The 17,925-nt window shown below is 49.4% G+C and carries 15 protein-coding genes; 2 read left to right on the forward strand and 13 right to left on the reverse strand.

The window, feature by feature from the left end; genetic code table 11:
* Window positions 1-81: 81 nt before the first annotated feature.
* Window positions 82-639, forward strand: a complete 558-nt coding sequence (locus AC1Q6Y_RS15230; protein WP_057713786.1) for a TetR/AcrR family transcriptional regulator — start codon at window positions 82-84, stop codon at window positions 637-639.
* Here the strand turns inward: AC1Q6Y_RS15230 and fabF are convergent.
* On the reverse strand, window positions 636-1,910 hold the full coding sequence (gene fabF, locus AC1Q6Y_RS15235) for a beta-ketoacyl-ACP synthase II (protein WP_057713785.1): 1,275 nt from the start codon (window positions 1,908-1,910) through the stop codon (window positions 636-638). The genes AC1Q6Y_RS15230 and fabF overlap by 4 nt on opposite strands.
* Window positions 1,911-1,941: 31 nt before the next feature.
* Window positions 1,942-2,736: an SDR family NAD(P)-dependent oxidoreductase gene (locus AC1Q6Y_RS15240; protein WP_057713784.1), complete on the reverse strand. Its 795-nt coding sequence runs from the start codon at window positions 2,734-2,736 to the stop codon at window positions 1,942-1,944.
* Between the two features lie 395 nt (window positions 2,737-3,131).
* Between AC1Q6Y_RS15240 and AC1Q6Y_RS15245 the strand changes: the two genes are divergently transcribed.
* Window positions 3,132-4,412 (forward strand): Wzz/FepE/Etk N-terminal domain-containing protein, encoded by a 1,281-nt coding sequence (locus tag AC1Q6Y_RS15245; RefSeq protein WP_492624758.1) that lies wholly within the window; start codon window positions 3,132-3,134, stop codon window positions 4,410-4,412.
* Window positions 4,413-4,482: 70 nt separating this feature from the next.
* Here AC1Q6Y_RS15245 and AC1Q6Y_RS15250 read toward each other — a convergent pair whose 3' ends face one another.
* The 11 genes from AC1Q6Y_RS15250 to AC1Q6Y_RS15300 all read right to left on the reverse strand — a co-directional run bounded on the left by AC1Q6Y_RS15250 (window position 4,483) and on the right by AC1Q6Y_RS15300 (window position 17,630).
* Window positions 4,483-4,812, reverse strand: a complete 330-nt coding sequence (locus AC1Q6Y_RS15250; RefSeq protein ID WP_057713782.1) for a ComEA family DNA-binding protein — start codon at window positions 4,810-4,812, stop codon at window positions 4,483-4,485.
* Window positions 4,813-4,924: 112 nt separating this feature from the next.
* Window positions 4,925-6,919 carry a polysaccharide biosynthesis protein gene (locus AC1Q6Y_RS15255; RefSeq protein WP_057716575.1) on the reverse strand — a complete coding sequence of 665 codons (1,995 nt, stop codon included), beginning with the start codon at window positions 6,917-6,919 and terminating at the stop codon, window positions 4,925-4,927.
* A gap of 83 nt (window positions 6,920-7,002) precedes the next feature.
* Window positions 7,003-8,034 carry an MraY family glycosyltransferase gene (locus AC1Q6Y_RS15260; RefSeq protein ID WP_492624759.1) on the reverse strand — a complete coding sequence of 344 codons (1,032 nt, stop codon included), beginning with the start codon at window positions 8,032-8,034 and terminating at the stop codon, window positions 7,003-7,005.
* Entirely contained in the window at window positions 8,031-8,996 is a 966-nt protein-coding gene (locus tag AC1Q6Y_RS15265) for a UDP-glucose 4-epimerase family protein (RefSeq protein ID WP_057713780.1), read from the reverse strand. Before AC1Q6Y_RS15265 ends, AC1Q6Y_RS15260 begins: the two co-directional genes overlap by 4 nt.
* Before the next feature lie 3 nt (window positions 8,997-8,999).
* Window positions 9,000-10,253: a glycosyltransferase family 4 protein gene (locus tag AC1Q6Y_RS15270; protein ID WP_057713779.1), complete on the reverse strand. Its 1,254-nt coding sequence runs from the start codon at window positions 10,251-10,253 to the stop codon at window positions 9,000-9,002.
* A 14-nt stretch (window positions 10,254-10,267) separates the two neighbouring features.
* Entirely contained in the window at window positions 10,268-11,398 is a 1,131-nt protein-coding gene (wecB, locus tag AC1Q6Y_RS15275) for a non-hydrolyzing UDP-N-acetylglucosamine 2-epimerase (protein WP_057713778.1), read from the reverse strand.
* Window positions 11,399-11,836: 438 nt separating this feature from the next.
* Window positions 11,837-12,955, reverse strand: a complete 1,119-nt coding sequence (wbjC, locus tag AC1Q6Y_RS15280; RefSeq protein ID WP_413425562.1) for a UDP-2-acetamido-2,6-beta-L-arabino-hexul-4-ose reductase — start codon at window positions 12,953-12,955, stop codon at window positions 11,837-11,839.
* 3 nt (window positions 12,956-12,958) lie between these two features.
* Window positions 12,959-13,996: a polysaccharide biosynthesis protein gene (locus AC1Q6Y_RS15285; RefSeq protein ID WP_057713776.1), complete on the reverse strand. Its 1,038-nt coding sequence runs from the start codon at window positions 13,994-13,996 to the stop codon at window positions 12,959-12,961.
* Window positions 13,997-14,009: 13 nt separating this feature from the next.
* Window positions 14,010-15,212, reverse strand: a complete 1,203-nt coding sequence (locus tag AC1Q6Y_RS15290) for a glycosyltransferase family 4 protein (RefSeq protein ID WP_413425560.1) — start codon at window positions 15,210-15,212, stop codon at window positions 14,010-14,012.
* Complete coding sequence (locus AC1Q6Y_RS15295) at window positions 15,212-16,384, reverse strand: EpsG family protein (RefSeq protein ID WP_492624760.1); 1,173 nt, start codon at window positions 16,382-16,384, stop codon at window positions 15,212-15,214. Before AC1Q6Y_RS15295 ends, AC1Q6Y_RS15290 begins: the two co-directional genes overlap by 1 nt.
* Window positions 16,371-17,630, reverse strand: a complete 1,260-nt coding sequence (locus AC1Q6Y_RS15300; protein WP_407514865.1) for an oligosaccharide flippase family protein — start codon at window positions 17,628-17,630, stop codon at window positions 16,371-16,373. The genes AC1Q6Y_RS15295 and AC1Q6Y_RS15300 overlap by 14 nt, the downstream gene beginning before the upstream one ends.
* Window positions 17,631-17,925 lie beyond the last annotated feature (295 nt).

Genomic DNA, 17,925 nt, shown 5'->3' on the forward strand with positions numbered 1-17,925 from the left:
TGCATGTTTTTTAGAAGTAGAAGTACAGTCACCATGCAATTTTCATTGGTTAATATGTCCGCATTGATGCGGAGATATCAGATGCGTTACTCGCAGGACCATAAAGCCCAGACCCACCAACGCATAATCAAAGAAGCTTCAGCGCGATTTCGACGCGATGGTATCGGCGCGACCGGGCTGCAACCCCTGATGAAAGCACTGGGCTTGACCCACGGTGGCTTTTACTCGCACTTCAAGTCCAAAGACGAACTGGTAGAGAAAGCCTTGCAAGAGGCTGGCGCACAAGTCGACGAGTTGTGCGCGCAAATCTTCGCCGAAGAGCATCCACTCGAATCCTTCATCGACGCTTATCTGTCCGAATGGCATCAAACCTCACCTCAGGAAGGCTGCCCGCTGTTGACCATTTCTTCGGAACTGGGACTGCGTGGTCAACCGAGTCCAACCAGCGATGTCGTGCTCCAGGCGCGACTCGATCAGATCCAGCACACCCTTGACGGAGAGCGGAGCGCCGAGCGCAGCATTGTGATCATGTCTACGCTGGTCGGCGCCTTGCTGTTATCGCGTAGCGTTGCCGACGCCGAATTTGCCCAACGGATTCTCGACGTCGCACGCGAACACCTCAAACACTCGCAGGATTAACCCTGCCAACGCTTGAACAGCACACTGGCATTGACCCCGCCAAATCCGAAGCCGTTGGACAATGCGTATTCGATGGCCATCGGCCGAGCATTGCCATGAACGATGTCCACGCCTTCAGCGGCAGGGTCCGGGTTTTCGAAGTTGAGGGTCGCCGGCACGATCTGGTCGCGGATCGCCAGCAGCGTAAAGATCGCTTCGAGTCCACCCGCTGCACCGAGCAAATGCCCGGTCGCCGACTTGGTCGACGTCACGGCGATGCCGTTTTGCGCGCCGAACAATGCCTTGATCGCCGCCAGCTCTCCCAGATCCCCCACCGGAGTCGAGGTTGCATGCGCATTCAGATGCTGAACCTGAGCCGGTGAAACACCTGCTTGTGCCAACGCCAACGACATCGCTCGCCGCGCACCGCTGCCGTCCTCGGGGCCGGCGGTCAGGTGAAAGGCATCGGCGCTGGTGCCGTAGCCGACCAGCTCCGCCAGCGGGTGTGCCCCCCGGGCCAGTGCATGGTCCAGAGACTCGATGACCAGCAGCCCGGCCCCTTCTCCCATGACAAATCCATCTCGACCACTGTCGAACGGTCGCGAAGCGCGCTCAGGCGTTTCGTTGTAAGCGCTGGACAAGGCGCGAGCAGCCGCAAACCCGGCAAGGCTGACCCGATCGATCGCCGCTTCGGCGCCACCGCATACCGCAATGTCCGCTTCCCCCGCACGAATCAAACGCGCCGCATCGCCGATTGCCTGCACACCGGCCGCGCAAGCCGTAACTGGCGCACCCAATGGACCTTTGAAGCCATGCGCTATCGAGACATGGCCGGCCGCGAGATTGACCAAAAACGAAGGAATTGTGAACGGAGACAAGCGTCGCGGCCCACGGCTGTCGGTCGTACGTACCGCATCCGCAATCGCGCCAAAACCGCCCACACCTGAACCGATGATGGTGGCCGTGCGCTCCTGGGCGTTGGCGTCCAGCGCCTGCCAGCCTGCTTGCTCCAGTGCCTGACGCGCCGCTTCCATGGCGAACAGAATAAAGCGGTCCATCTTCTTCTGTTCCTTGGGTGGGGTTGCCCGGTCCGGATCGAACCCCGCCTCCGGATCGTCAGCCAGCGTGGGCACGGCACCACCGACCGTGGCCGGCAGATCGGCAACCACCTCCTGCGGCAGATTGCGCAGCCCGGAACGCCCGGCCAGCAGACGCTCCCAGACCATTTCGACACCGCTCCCCAGCGGCGACACCAGGCCCATACCTGTTACAACCACACGACAATTACTCATACCACACATACCTCAAGCCGGTTGATGGCGCTTACCGATAACGGGCAGCGGCCTTGCTTTTGGAAAGGTTCGGCGCCATCACAAGACGCGCCGCCACAAAGGCATCCCAATCGCCCGTATCCGGTAACGAAGGAATGGTGATCAATTCACCCTGGTCCAGACCCGACAACGCCGCATCGACCATCTCGCCCGCCTCCATCACCATGTCCGCAGGAATCTCTGACGCATCGATACCAGAACGCTCCCAGATCTCGGTGCGTGTCACACCGGGCAGGACCGCCTGGATCTTCACACCGGTGCCATCCAGCTCGGCGTTCAACGATTGAGTCAAGCTCAACACATAGGCCTTGCTGGCGCTGTACGTCGCATTGAAACGCTCGGGGAACAACGCCACCACCGATGCAATATTGATGATCGTGCCGCGCCCGGCCTTGGTAAAACTGGCTGCAGCCGCCGCGGCCAATCGCGTGACCGCCGTGATGTTCAACTGAATCATTCGCTCCAGTTGATCGGTATCGGCATTGGCCAATAGCCCGTCCGCCGCCACGCCGGCGTTATTGAGCAACAAACTGATACTTGAATCGCTGCGTAACCGCTGTTCGAGCTGCAGCACGTCTTGTTTTTGGGTCAGATCCGCCTTCAGCACTTCGACCTTGATCCCATGCGCCGTGCGCAGTGTGCTCGCGGCCGCCTCCAGTCGCTGCTCGTCGCGAGCCACCAGCAACAAATCAAAACCACGAGCTGCCAACCGCTCAGCGTAAACCGCCCCGATGCCGGAAGAAGCACCGGTGACGAGGGCCGTACCTTGGGACTGGGTAGAGTTCATGACTATGCTCCTGGGAACACTAGGATGAGAACAGAGATTTCATTATAAGCATAATTTAACTGTTTTATTACACACATAATTTTTCTGACGGGCAAGCGGCCACGCGGACAAGCCCAAAAATATGGCCCCTTCCTGTCCCCTCCTTCAGCACGACGGTAACTCGAACCCTTACAGCAACGCACCAAAGACCTGCCTGCTGCATACTGCGGAGTCTGCCGGCTCCGCTGAGTAGGAATAGATTGCATAAACAGCGGTTTAACTTGTCAACAGCTTGCCGTCAGAATGTAGATACGGGAGAATGCAAAACGTTACTAATTATTTTTCACCACCACTGTCAGCGAAGACCGATAGAGCATTTCTCAACGCCAGCTGACTTTTTGTAATTTGAGGGTTTCATGAACTTCCCTACAAAAATACGTCCTGACATTGAACATCATGAAATCGATATTACAGAGTTTCTTCGCGACTTATGGAAGCAAAGATCTATTATTCTGCTCTTCACCGGGCTTTCCACAGCGATCGCAGTAACTTATGCATTAACGGCGCAACCTCAATATAAAGTACAGAACGAAATCAGGCCTGTGGCAGCTACAGACCTGGACATGTTAAACGAGTCCGGCCTTTATAAGATTCAACCAGAGCAAGCCTTAAGACGCATTGGTTCGTCCATGGATTCTTATACCGAACGTTTAAGTTTCTTCCAGGCCAATCCGGGTTTACTCGCTCCCCTACAAGCCAACGGCAAGTCAATCGAGGAGACCCTCGAACGTTTCAATACCAGTGCGTTTACAGTCGAACAAATCGACCCTAAAAAAACTGCTAATCTTTCGGAAGCAATTCAACTTGGCGTAGAGTATCCATCTGGCGTGGATGGGGTGGCTATTGTTAACAACTTTACCGCGTTTGTAGTCAAACGCGAAAAAGAAAAAGTCGAAGCGGATTTTAAAACACTTATTGAGAACCGGATCGCGCAAACAGAAAAAAAGCTGTTATCCAAGAAAGCTGCCTATGAAGCCGAAAAAGACTCAGAAATCGCAGAGCTCCTTGAAAAGGATCAGTTAAAAAAAGAAACTCTACAGGACGAACTCAAAGCCCTGCGACAACAACTGCAAACCCGTCGACAAAATCGTGTGAAACAGTTGGATGAGGCAATATCGATTGCCAAAAATCTGGGAATTGTTACCCCTACCACGCCATCTGCCCTTGGAGAGGCTGGGCAAACAAGGCAAGGCAACATGATTCGCACAGAAGTAAGCAACCAACAAATACCTCTGTATTTTATGGGGCAGTCGGCACTTGAAGCAGAGCGCGCAACACTCGTCGCCCGAAACTCCGATGATTTTACTGAACCTCGCGTTGATGAAATCCAGAAAGAGCTCAGTCTTCTCGCTAACAACCGAAAAGTTGCTCTGCTTAAACAGCGTAGTAACGAAGAGCTGTTCTTAAAAGGCCTGGGTGAGATCAGGGAAGAGCTGGCACACTTGAAAAATCTGCATGTCAATTTTGAACAGATTAATCTGGTTAATATCGACAGGCCGGCGTCTCCCCCGCAAGGCCCTATCAAGCCGAGGAAGGCGTTAATCGTTGGTTTAGGTTTGATATTCGGACTGATGCTCGGAACAATGCTCGCTGCTGTCCGGACAATCATGCTGCCTAAAAAAGCGATTGAAGACTAAAAGCTGCAAACTTATTTCCCGCTCCAATAAAAAGGCCGATCAATGATCGGCCTTTTTCTGACTCTCGCGATTAATTCACTTCAATCCTGTCTCGGTTACTTTCCAGAATTGCCTTACCAATCCCCTTGACCTCAAGGAGTTCATCCACTGACGCAAACGGCCCATTATTGTCACGATACGCAACAATTGCCTTGGCCTTCGCCTCCCCGACACCGATTAGTTCACGTTGAAGTGTTTGTGCATCTGCACCATTGAGATCAACTTTATAGGTGTTCGCTCTAGTAGCAGCTTCCGTGACCATGGAAGACTCAACAGCTTTAGCTTCCGGAGCAGCAATAGCTGCAACAGAAGCGCCGCTCAAAAGGGCAAAAAACAAAGAGTAGAAGTAACCTTTACGCATGATGATGCTCCATGACATGAGTTGAAAGAAGCAGCTTTTCCTAAGCTGCTCCCCCAATTTAGGCCATGTTATGGAACTGTCAAAAACGTGTACGTTTCCGAATGTGAAGCAATCAAGGTTCCAAACGGCGCTGCTGGTAGATCCAGTCGACGATATCGCCGTCAGGAGCGTAACCACTGACGGTTTCGCGTAGAAGTTGGCGGACACGCACGTAATCGTCCTGTTCAATCGAGCAAAGTAATTCTGCCAGCTTGATTTTGAGTACATCCCAGGGAAGATGGTCCTCATTTGCAGTCATGATCATCGGATGCTGGGTGGCCGCCACGTTGTCACCAATCAGCAGCTCTTCGTAAAGCTTTTCGCCGGGTCGCAAACCAGTGAACTCGATAGAAATATCCCCATGCGGGTTCTTTTCCGAACGCACACTCAAGCCCGAAAGATGGATCATCTTTTCAGCAAGCTCTACGATTTTTACTGGCTCTCCCATATCTAATACAAAGACGTCGCCACCCTGCCCCATCGAACCTGCCTGGATTACAAGCTGGGCCGCCTCGGGAATAGTCATGAAATAACGAGTGATCTTGGGATGGGTAACCGTCAGTGGCCCGCCGGATTTAATCTGCTTGTGAAATAACGGGATGACCGAACCAGAGGACCCAAGAACATTGCCAAAACGTACCATAGTGAAGCGCGTCTTGTTTACCCGCGAAACGTTGGTGTCATCACCGAATAGTGCCGGGGCAAGTTCTCGACTGAGCGCCTGTAGCGTCAACTCAGCGAGACGTTTTGTGCTGCCCATTACGTTTGTCGGGCGCACCGCTTTATCTGTCGATATCAAAACAAAGTTGGCGACACCCGCCATTAACGCCGCCTGAGCGGTATTGAGTGTACCGATTACATTATTTAGTACACCCTCGGCAATATTGTGCTCAACCATCGGTACGTGCTTGTAAGCTGCCGCGTGATAAACCGTATCTACGCGCCAGACCCTCATCACATCTAGTAATTTTTCCTTATTTCGTACCGATCCCAGGATGGGCAAAAGACGAACAGAGAGCGATTCTCTGCTTACGCGCTGCTCAAGTTCGGACAAGATGCTGTAGAGATTAAACTCGCTATGTTCAAACAACAGAAGCGTCGTCGGTCCCAAAGAAAGAATCTGACGACATAGTTCTGAGCCAATTGATCCGCCAGCGCCGGTGACCAGAACAGATTGTCCCGTTATGCAATGCTCCAGCAAATCACCTTGGGCCGGAACAGCGTCACGCCCCAACAGGTCGGCAATGTCTACTTCCTGAATGTCATCGACTTTGACCCGGCCACTAGCCAGGTCCATGAATCCGGGAACGCTTCGAACATGGAGCGGAAAACCTTCGAGGAAACCAAGAATTTCGCGACGCCGGCCACGACTAGCAGAAGGAATTGCTAACAGAATTTCCTGAGCCCCTGTCTCGTCGATCATCTGTTGAATATGCTTTGGCTTATAAACCTGAAGCCCGGAAATAACACGATCAGCGATGCTCTTATCATCGTCTATAAAGGCCACCGGACGCATCATGCGCCCCATACGCAGTGCGGCTACCAGCTGATTTCCTGCCGCGCCAGCGCCAAAAATGGCGACTCTGGGTAAACCGTCGTCCCTATTGGTAAAAGGTACATGCTGCGCAGCAGCAAACCAATCACCCAGGAAGTATTGCCGCATCGCCAGACGCAATCCGCCAACCATAATCAGACTCAGCCACCAATAGTTGAAAATGATCGACCGCGGAACAAGATTTTGATGATTGCTGTACCAATAAACAAATACACCAAGAATTAGAGACGACAAACTGACCGCTTTGATAATCGCTATAAGAGCATCGTTGCCAAAATATCGCATCACAGCACGATACATGCCAAAGCGGATGAACAAAGGGATTGCGACCACCGGGGCACTCAAAAAAAGCCAAGTGTGGGCAATCAGCGGATTGACCATGTCGTCAATGCCGAGCCGTACCAAAAATGCCAGCCAAAGCGCTACCCATACCAGAATGACATCCGTCGAAACCTGAATGAGGCGCTTTTGCCGACGCGGCAACCCCAGCAACAGCGTGCGTAACTTATCCATAACGCCCTCGTACACCTCGAAACGCTTCCCAGTTGAACGCGTGTACGTCTCCTGACGCACTCGTCACTTCAAAAACCCATGAATCAGTTGCCGAACATCTGGCTTCTTTCGAGTTCGCCCGCATGGAACTTCACCGCCAAAATCACTAAAGGAATGTAGGCAAGAACCAGACCTAGCGCGCCATCCAGCCCGAAGTAGCTCACGCACAATGCGATGGGCAGCAACCAGCCGATGTTAATTGCCCCTACCGCTAGCGTCACTGGCAGGTGTTTGCCATATCTGCGCGATGCGAACTGATACGCATGGCTGCGATGAGCTTCGTAAACTTTATCACCACGAACAAGGCGTCGAATTAAAGTGAAGGTCGCATCAACAATGAAAACCCCCAATAAAATCAGCCAGGCCCAGAGTAATTGCGGCGCCGTCCAGGCAGCCTGAATAGAGATGATAGCAAGCACTACACCCAGGAACCCGCTGCCGGCGTCTCCCATAAAAATGCGTGCTGGAGGGAAGTTCCAGAACAAGAATCCCACTACGGCCATGGCCAACATTCCCGCGACCCACATCAGGTTTTCAAATCCGCTCAACCAATAGAGCAGACAGGCTCCCAAGCAGGAACAAATCGCCTCAACACTGGCGATACCGTCGATTCCGTCCATGAAATTATACAGATTCAGCATCCATACCAAATAGAAAGCAGCCAAAATATAACCAAACCAGCCAAGATCGACGCCCATTCCGAACAAGGTGAGGGGAGGTAAGCCCCCCAGCCAGATCAAAGCCCAAGCGGCAGCACAAAAATGTCCAAGCAAGCGCCAACGAGCAGCGATATGACCGTGGTCGTCCATAAAGCCGACCACAGCTACTAATGCCCCTGCTCCCCCGATAGCCACCAATACGGGCAACGAGACCAGTTGAGCCCAACCCAGAAAAGGCAGTACCAGCAAGAACGCGAGAACAATCGCAACTCCGCCACCGCGAGGAGTTGGTATCGAGTGAGAACTTCGAGCGTTGGGAATATCAACAATGCTGCGAGCCAAAGCATAACGACGCAGTAGCGCAGTTAATATCAATGAAACACCAGCCACCGCGGGAATCAACCACCAATAAATCATTTTATTTTACTTTCTCGAAAATATTGTGCGGTAGCTTTCAGAGCGTCATCCACCGAGACCGGTGGGGACCAACCAAGCAGGGCGCGCGTTTTACTGATGTCTACCCGCAGAGACCCACACAGTCGATTTGACAGGTCTTTTCTGCCCAACACTGTCGCACCGCCACCTAATACCCAGGACGGCACTGGTAATAGACGCGCCGACCGCCCAAGAGCAAATGCCATTTTTCGCAGCAACTGCGTTGTAGAAAGATCTTCGCCATCACTGACCAGGAATGTCTGGTTGGCCGCCGCGGGATGACTGATGCAGGTGAGAATCAAGTCCACCAGATTATCCAAGGCGACCAGACTGCGGCTGTTATGAATGGCGCCGAAAGGCAAGGGAACACCTTTATCAAGCCACTGCATCATATTCCGGAAATTAGCTTTTACCCCGGGGCCATAAACCAGCACTGGGCGGATAATGACAACCTCCATACCCGTTTTCGCCGCGAGCTCACGAAGCCCCTGCTCTGCCTCCATCTTGGAAATGCCATACGGGTCTGCCGGGGCAGGTGTATCCTCAGGCGAATAGGTGGTGTTTGACAATGTGCCTTCTCCGTTTACCTTGATCGAACTGATAAAGATAAACCGTCGAACACCGGCCGCAGCCGCATGACGTGCCAAGTTGAGCGTGCCATCCACATTGACCTGCCTAAAGGCAGCCAAGGGGTTGGCTTCAGTGTCATTCATTACATGAACACGAGCTGCTGAATGTATGATGACGTCCACGCCGGCAAGACTACCCTGCCAGTCAGTGGTTCCGTCAATGTTGTCTACGTGAATCTTCGCAACATGATCTTCACGTAAGTCCGTCCCTTTACGTAAAGCGGCAATAACAGTGTAATTATCCGTGAGCAAACGGCTAAAAACTGCTCCGCCTACGAACCCGGTTGCACCGGTTAAAAATATTGACTTCGTCATTATTTATTTGACATCCCTTCGTAAAGTCCCTGCACGGAACAGTGCTTCCAAACGTCGTAAAAGAGTAACTTTCGAAAAGTGGCTCCAATAATACGAACGGCCGGCCTGCCCCATGAATTCACGCTGAACAGAATCCGTGGTTGCCATTTTCAGGGTGATTCGCGCAAGCCCCTGAGCATCTCCTGAAGGGCAGGTGTAACCGCAACCGGAGTCCTCAATAATTCTCGCAGCCTCACCATTGATCATCCCCAGGATTGGTTTGCTCGATGCCAAATAGGCTTGGACTTTCCCGGGAACTGTTTTTTCAAACACATCGTTGGTTTTCAGCGAAACCAGTAACGCATCCGCGCAGGCAAAGATTTCTGGCATGGCGCTCAGCGGGTGCCGGCCCAGCAGCAATACGTTCTGCAAGCCTCTTGATTCAACTTGCTCGCCCAGCCACTTACTCATGCGGCCGTCCCCGACGATTACCCAGCGTACTGAGGCGCTATGCTTCAAGGACTCAGCGGCATCCAGCACTGCTGGCAAATCCTGAGCGTCACCCAAATTACCGGCAAAAACGACCGTAAAGGTAGAGTCATCCCGCTCTAGCAAACTTGATGACTTTTCTGGACAGCCCGAAAATTCATCTTCCGCCCAACTTGGAAAATAAACCAGGCGCTCTGGAGAAATCTCTTTAGTGCAATATTGCTTTACACTGCTTGAGAAGCCTTCTGATTGTAAAAGCAAATAATCGGCGCGGTTATAGATCCACGAAACCACGCGCCCAACCATTGCCAGCAGGGTAGGATTGCGCAATACGCCAACAGCTCGAAGGGTTTCCGGCCATAGGTCAAGAACCCAAACATAAACCGGAGCTTTCTTCATACGTCCAATTACAACCGCCGGAATCGCAGCCATAATCGGAGAAACCGCATATACGAAAACCGCATCGAATTTTTCGTTACGGAGTTTCGCAGCACCTATTGTGGAAGCGCTGAAAAAAAAAGAAAGGTAATTTAGCATCAAGCGGATACTTCTCTTGCCGCGCGAGACCAATGGAACTCGGACTATACGTGCACCAAAGTAACTCTTGAAGCCCTCAGGATTGGTCTTATATTCAGAGAATACCGCGCCTTCAGGATAGTTGGGCCATCCTGTCAAAACAGTCACCTCATGACCATTATCCGAAAAATCGCGTACCAAATCATTGATACGCATATTCTCAGGCCAAAAATACTGAGTAACTACTAAAATCCTTAATTTATTCTCAGACATTCCCACAGCTCAACTCAATACTTTTTCCAAACCACGCGATTTACATAATCAAGGTAGCTGTGAACGATTCGAACCACCTTATCGGCCACATTCGGCATGCTGTAGTCTGCCACCAGGCGCAGACTGCGAACCTCGCCTCGGCTTTGACCGTCCAGCACCTGCAAGGCCTGCATCACTCGCTCGGACTCAAGGCCAACCATCATCACAGCGGCTTCTTCCATACCCTCTGGACGCTCGTGCGCCTCACGGATATTCAACGCCGGGAAATTGAGAATGGAGGATTCTTCATTGATCGTACCGCTATCGGAAAGTACTGCTTTGGACTCAAGCTGCAACTTGTTGTAGTCCTTGAAGCCGAGCGGCTTTAACAGACGAACATTCTCGTGAAACTTCACCCCCATGGCATCGACACGCTTCTGTGTCCGCGGGTGAGTGGAAACAATTACCGGATAGTCATAGTGCGCCGCGACTGCGTTGAGCACGTCAACAAGCTTGCCGAAGTTAGTATCGGAATCAATATTTTCTTCACGGTGTGCGCTCACTACAAAAAACTTGCCCTGCTCAAGCCCAAGCCGCTCCAGCACGTCCGAAGAATCGATACCTTCACGATAATAATTAAGTACCTCAAACATCGGGCTGCCAGTTTTGATGACCCTGTCTGGTGGCAAACCTTCACTTAGCAGATAGTCACGCGCAATGGTACTGTAAGTTAAATTGATATCTGCGGTGTGATCCACAATACGTCGGTTGATCTCTTCAGGTACACGCATGTCGAAGCAGCGGTTACCAGCTTCCATATGGAAGGTCGGAATTTTGCGACGTTTGGCGGGAATGACCGCCATGCAGCTGTTGGTGTCGCCGAGGACGAGAAGAGCCTCAGGCTGAACCTCGGCCAGCACGCGATCAACGGTAATAATGACGTTACCGATGGTTTCCGCACCTGTTGCACCAGCAGCATTCAGAAAGTGGTCGGGTTTACGGATACCGAGATCCTGAAAGAAAATCTCGTTCAATTCATAGTCATAATTCTGCCCGGTGTGCACTAGAACATGGTCGCAGTCCCTGTCCAGAGCGGCCATGACGCGCGACAGGCGAATGATTTCCGGGCGAGTACCCACTACGGTAACGATTTTCAATTTTTTCATTTTTAAACGTCACATTTTAATAAGTGATAAAAACGATCAACAATTCTAATCTTCAACTGCCACTAACGCTATCCATTAGCATGGATGAAGCCCAATGGGGGCCATTAATGGACGAGTGGACGCTACACCACTTGGCTTCTGCATCCTGGGTGATTGAGTGCGAACGGGCGATAAAGGGCGGTTCACCATCGATCGCGCCTCATCTCCACCACGCTCGGTGGCCACATCCGATCACCCCGTGGTGATCCCTTCGAGGAATAACTCCAACGAAAAAGTCAATACCAACAGACTTTCCGGCCTGTTTTTGACCCAGCGAGTGGGTGACGAACTGTCAAAAACCGGATTTACAAGACTACCACTTCAAGCGATCGCAAGCCCCCATAAAAGCACAGCGCCGCCCCATTCCTTATTTAAGGAATAAAGCGGCGCATACGGTTATTACGCTTCAGTACCAACAGGAAAGGTAAACGTATCAGGTGCTTCGCGATCAAAAATCTCGTTAGCCCAAAGCATAACGATCATTTCCTCACTGCCAATATTGGTAATGTCGTGGCTCCAGCCTGGAACTGTTTCGACAATTTCCGGATTTTCTCCGGAAGTGAACAATTCGTAAAACTCGCCCGAAACAATATGACGAAAACGGAAACATGCCGTGCCTTTGATGACAAGAAACTTTTCCGTCTTTGTGTGATGGTAATGCCCGCCGCGTGTTATTCCTGGGTGCGCAGTAAAGTAAGAAAACTGTCCGGCCTCTTTGGTTTTAAGCATCTCCACAAAAACCCCGCGCGGATCACCGTGCTTGGGAACTTCGTAAGTAAAACGCTCGGGCGGCAGATAACTCAAGTAAGTGGAATAAAGAGCCCTTACAAGCCCAGTCCCTACCGACTCGGTAATCATCGACTTTCGACTATCACGGAAGGCCGCCAATTGCTCAGAAAGCTCACCCACCGTAATATTATATTGAGGCTCAACACTAACAAACGGCGAGCCCGACTTCTTCCCTTCCATTACAGCAATGAAGCATGCAATTACATCATCTATGTAAACCAGATTAATGCGCGCATGTGGATCATTGATTTGAATTGGCAGACCGCGAGCGATATTATTGCAAAAAGTTGCAACCGCTGAATTATAGTTAGGACGAGCCCACTTACCAAATACATTAGGCAAACGAAACAAGTGTACTTCCGAACCATTTTTCGAGTTCAGATCAAGCAGTACTTGCTCGGCACCAAGCTTACTGCTGCCGTATGGGTTATCCAACTCCGCTTGACTCGACGACGTATACAATACTGGAACTTTCCGGCCACCGAGACGAATAGCATCACAGAGCGCACGAGTCAAATCGGTATTGCCGGTATGAAACTCCTGCGGGTCCAACGGACGATTGACACCGGCCAGATGGAAAATAAAGTCAACCTGGGCAACCAGACTCGGTAGGTTTTCCAGCGAATCTTCGCGGGTAAAGCGCACCACTTCGACATCTGACTTCTCGCTCAGATGCGAAATAAGATTCTGGCCGACAAAACCATTGGCACCTGTAATCAGAACCTTCATTACTTATTCCTCAGGTGTGGCGTGCTCACCACGCTGGATAGCGCGCATAAAGTTTAACTTGAGGAGCAGTTTCTGCATACCTTCTACATCAAGACGCTCGGTATTATGCGAGTTGTAGTCTTCTGTGCGAGAAATTTTAGTCTCACCCTGCTCCACAAACTTGGAGTAATTCAGATCCCGCAGATCCGGCGGTACGCGGAAGTAGTCACCGCGGTCTTCTGCGCAGGCCATTTCTTCGCGACTAAGCAACGCTTCGAAAAGCTTTTCACCATGACGGGTGCCAATAACCTGAACGGGATGATCTGGCACATTAAGCATATTGATCAATGCTTTCGCCAATACTTCCACAGTCGCTGCAGGAGCTTTCTGGACGAACATGTCACCATTTGTGCCATGCTCAAAAGCATACAAAACCAGATCGACCGCATCTGCCAAAGTCATCATGAATCGCGTCATGTTTGGATCAGTCAGGCTCAGAGGTATGCCCGAGCGGATCTGATCAACAAACAAAGGAATAACGGAACCGCGGGACGCCATCACGTTACCGTAGCGAGTACCGCAGATAACCGTATTATTATCGTTACGCGATTTGGCAACCATTACTTTTTCCATCATTGCTTTGGATATACCCATTGCATTGATTGGATAAACAGCTTTATCGGTACTCAGGCAAACTACGCGCTTGACGTTATTCTGTATTGCCGCTTCCAGTACGTTATCCGTACCAAGCACATTTGTTTTCACAGCCTCCATTGGATGGAATTCGCATGAAGGGACCTGCTTCAAGGCAGCGGCGTGAAAAATATAATCTACTCCACGAGTAGCGTTGAGCACACTTTGGAAATCTCTGACGTCGCCAATATAAAACTTCAGCTTGGTGTTTGCGTATTTTTTACGCATGTCATCTTGCTTTTTCTCGTCTCGGCTGAACACGCGGATTTCTTTGATATCGGTATCGAGAAACCGTTTCAGCACAGCATTACCAAACGACCCGGTGCCACCGGTGATCAAAAGCGTTGAGTTACTGAAAGAAATAGCCATGAGAAGACCCCACTTATTGTGATGAAATGATAATACTTCTTGCGTTCTCGACGCTCAAGTATTTTTCGTAATAGCGCCGACCATTGGCCCCTAGCGCCTTACAGAGCTCAGCATCCTTAATCAACAAGTCCAACTTGCCTTTTAGATTAGTTACATCTCCCGCCACTACGGCAAAACCAGCACATATTTTGTTTTCAAGGATATCTCCAAAATCCGTAACTGAATCCAAAGACGCAAGCACCGGAAGAGAAACTTTAAAATAATCTAATGACTTAGAGGGAAAGCTCGGCACAGTTAACTTCTTAGACAGCGAAATCAGACCCACATCACAGGCCTGAACTACATGCTGATACTCATCACGAGGCACGTAGTCGATAAACTTTACGTTCTTTAACCCTCGAGCAATTACCGACTTCTCCAACCTTTCCTTCTCAGTCCCCTTGCCAATAAAAAGGAAGGTCACATCACCACCAGAGTAAAGCTCGGCCAAATCGAGAATATTGTCCAACTCCTGAACAATAGACATTGCACCACCATAAACAGCGATAAACCCCGCCGATGGCAAATCGTACTTCAACCTTATTTCAGACTTATCTATCGGATCAACCTGCTTGATCTTCGCCCAAAGAGGCAAAATTTCAACACGCTGCTTATCCACTGCCGGAAAATTATCAAACAGGAATTTCGCATTCCCTTCAGTCATGCATCCGATACGATCAAAACTTTTATACATTATCTGCTCAAGATAACGGAAAAAGCCAAAAAACAGCTTATTTCTAATAGCACCAAGGTCTTTCAAGTAATATGGGAAGAAATCCCAGAGCACCAGAAAAGACCGGGAGTCATATTTCTTCCTAAAATAACGCGACATCCCCAAAATAGTCACACAAGGCGTATTGGCAATTAACAAGTCGCATTTATCCACTTGCTTTCGCACTTCATGGCGAGCCAGGAAGGGAAACAGGAAAATCTTCAGGGCAGTACCGATGACCCCTGTATTGTAAAATATAGCCGGAAGCTTGACCCTGATAACCTTGATACCATCAATCACCTTAGTGAATGACACAGGTTCATTCTTGAGCCACGAGAAAACAACCACCGAGACATTATGCCCTTCCTCATTCAATGAGTAGGCCAACTCATTAGTCAACCAGGCATCTTTTTTGTCATCTGCGTATTTGGTAGTAAGCAGAACGATATGTTTACTTGTTTTCATTATTTGGACCACAGCACGTCTAATTGGTTGAGCAAATCATTGGTACGATCTTGCCCAGTCGAATTTTTATGATCATAAAAGAGCTGACTTTGATAGGGTATATAAACAATAGAAAGCGGACTTGAGAGAAATCTATAGAATGGCAAGTATGCAATTATCGCAACCACAAATATGACAATAATGCGACTTGCGTATGTCACATACTGCAAAGCCCCGAGTGCACACCCTACAAGAAATATGGCGAAGAAAAACTGATACCGGGTGGATAGAGTTGGAAATCCAAATATAATCAAAGGAATGAGCAGCCCCAACAAGGCTAGCCGACAGGTTTGTACCCCGCCCCCATCACCAAGGTTCTCAACACTAGAGGACTCATGTTTTACCCATGCCCCATATATACATACAAAAAACACTAGTGAAACGACAGCAAATGCAGCCCGATATGCAAAGGACGCATTAAAAACATCACGATCCAAATAAATCATATATTTTGGATTGACGTAAACAATCAGAACCTCAACAACACCGCGAATGATATCAAAAGAGGATACATACAGCACCACCGAAGCAGCAAAAACCAATGAAAACGCCCTTCGACTTAAGGGAAACATATAGAGCAATGCAAGTAGCAACAACCCACCTACAACCGAATAGTGCAACGAGCAAGCAATCGCAAAGAAGACGAAGCCTGAGATTTTTTTATCTGAAAAAAACTTATACACACCTATCAAAAATATACTAACTGCAAGACCTTGCCTAAGCAGAGAAAATGCAGGTATCAAATAAAAATCTGGAACCGAGTACATTATCGCCATAACGACCAGGCAATACCTGGGAAAAAATCGTCTTGCTGCGAAAGCTATAAAAGAAACCTCCAATATACTTATTACCGCAGAAAACTGCTCGAACGCCAACCCTATACTTGTTGAAAACTGGACAAGCCACTCGTACCCAAACTCAAAATCAAGATAAAAAGCCTCCCCACTTTGGACCGCAGCGTAATGCGCCTCATAGATTGGCCAATCATATCCGGTTTGAAACTTCAACCCCACAAACAAGGCAAGCAACGTCACCTGTAAAAAAAACAACCATGCCGAAGGAAGATTATCTTTTCTCAATGAGAGAATAGCCAGCAACCAAACCACAACATATACAATATTATACTGCGTCATACTTATTATTCTGTTCTAAAGGCGTTGAGTTGTATCGCGTTACCAAGAACCATATTAATACCACAGTCAGAGAAACAGCCCCCTGCAGTGGATATCCATAAGCCATATTATTGAAACCATAAAACCGATAACACAAAACACAGAAAAGGAGATACAACAACGCACTAAGCATTTCGTAGGCGAGATAGAATCGAACATGCTGTTTAGCTATCATCACATAAAGAAACACCCAACTCAGACACTTTAAAGCATCGCCAATTACATAAACCTTCATGATTCCGGTTGCAGCTGCAAAAGCATCACCATAAATCAACCAAATAGCGAAGCTCGCCAATACGTTTACAGAGACAGCCATCACAACAACAAAACCGAGTGCCATTACCCCTATACGAAACACTAAACTCGTCAGCCCCCTACCCTCTTGTGAACTGTACTTAGGTAACAACAACGTAGAAAAGAGAACACTACATATACCCATGTATATGTCGGACAGACGAGTCACTGCATACCACGTGCCTGCCTCAGCCATTGAGCCGTTAGTAGATATATAGTCTCGCAGGACAATCTGAACGCCGTAGACTATGACTACCGACCCCAAGGCCATAAGGGAGTAAGACAACAATATTTTTATGACTTCAACATCCAAACTAACCAGATTGAGGCGTGGAAGTCGAAATCTCGCAGGCAGAAGCAGCACGCACACACCCGCAATAGCAGGTGCCAGCGCTATTGAATAAACAGCTCCTGGCTTGCCAAAAACAATGGAACAAGCACACGTCAACAGCGCTGTAAAAAATGCTGTTATCACGGAATACCAAAAATACTCACTGTATTTTTGACCACCATTAAAATAAGAAATGAATAAATTATTCAAACCTATAAAAAATGCACCTAGAGGCAGAAGCATCAACACCTCTGCCCACCCACCTTGTAAGAAAAAATTTGAAATAAGTGTGCTTGAGAAAAGCAAAACCAAAGCGAAAGAAAAACTAAAAGCCAATAGCAGCATCAATGACGACTGCAGGACTCGCTCTTTTGGATATTTATCTTCAGCTATTAGCTTTACCACACCGGTGGTCGTTACCGAAGATACACCAGCACTTAAAATCTGAAGAAAGGCCTGTATCTGTCCAACTACAGCCATGCCGCTCGGCCCAACATAAAACGCCACTACTTTCAGAGATGCGATAGCGAACATTAGTTTAAAAACTGCCTGACAACCAATGTTGATGATTGGCCTAATCATTCTGTTCCGCATCCCTGTCCCGCAACCATAACCAACTCGCCTACCATAGACCAACGCCCAGCGCAATAATATTTAAGGCAATTCTAAAATCTATACACTTTTCCCGGCATCAGGCGAAGGCCTTCTAATTGCCCCGCTCGCTATTATCTCCTAGATGACACAATTGCGTTACCAGATTTTGATAGGTAGCCGCATTTCTACGTATCGGCATGCGCTTTATGGCTTGATATTGCCATCGAACCGCGAACGCTTGGCGCGCCATCCCCCTCCCCCCTCCGCGACCAAGCAAAAAAAA

The organism is Pseudomonas sp. GW823-FHT06E10, from assembly GCF_058794995.1.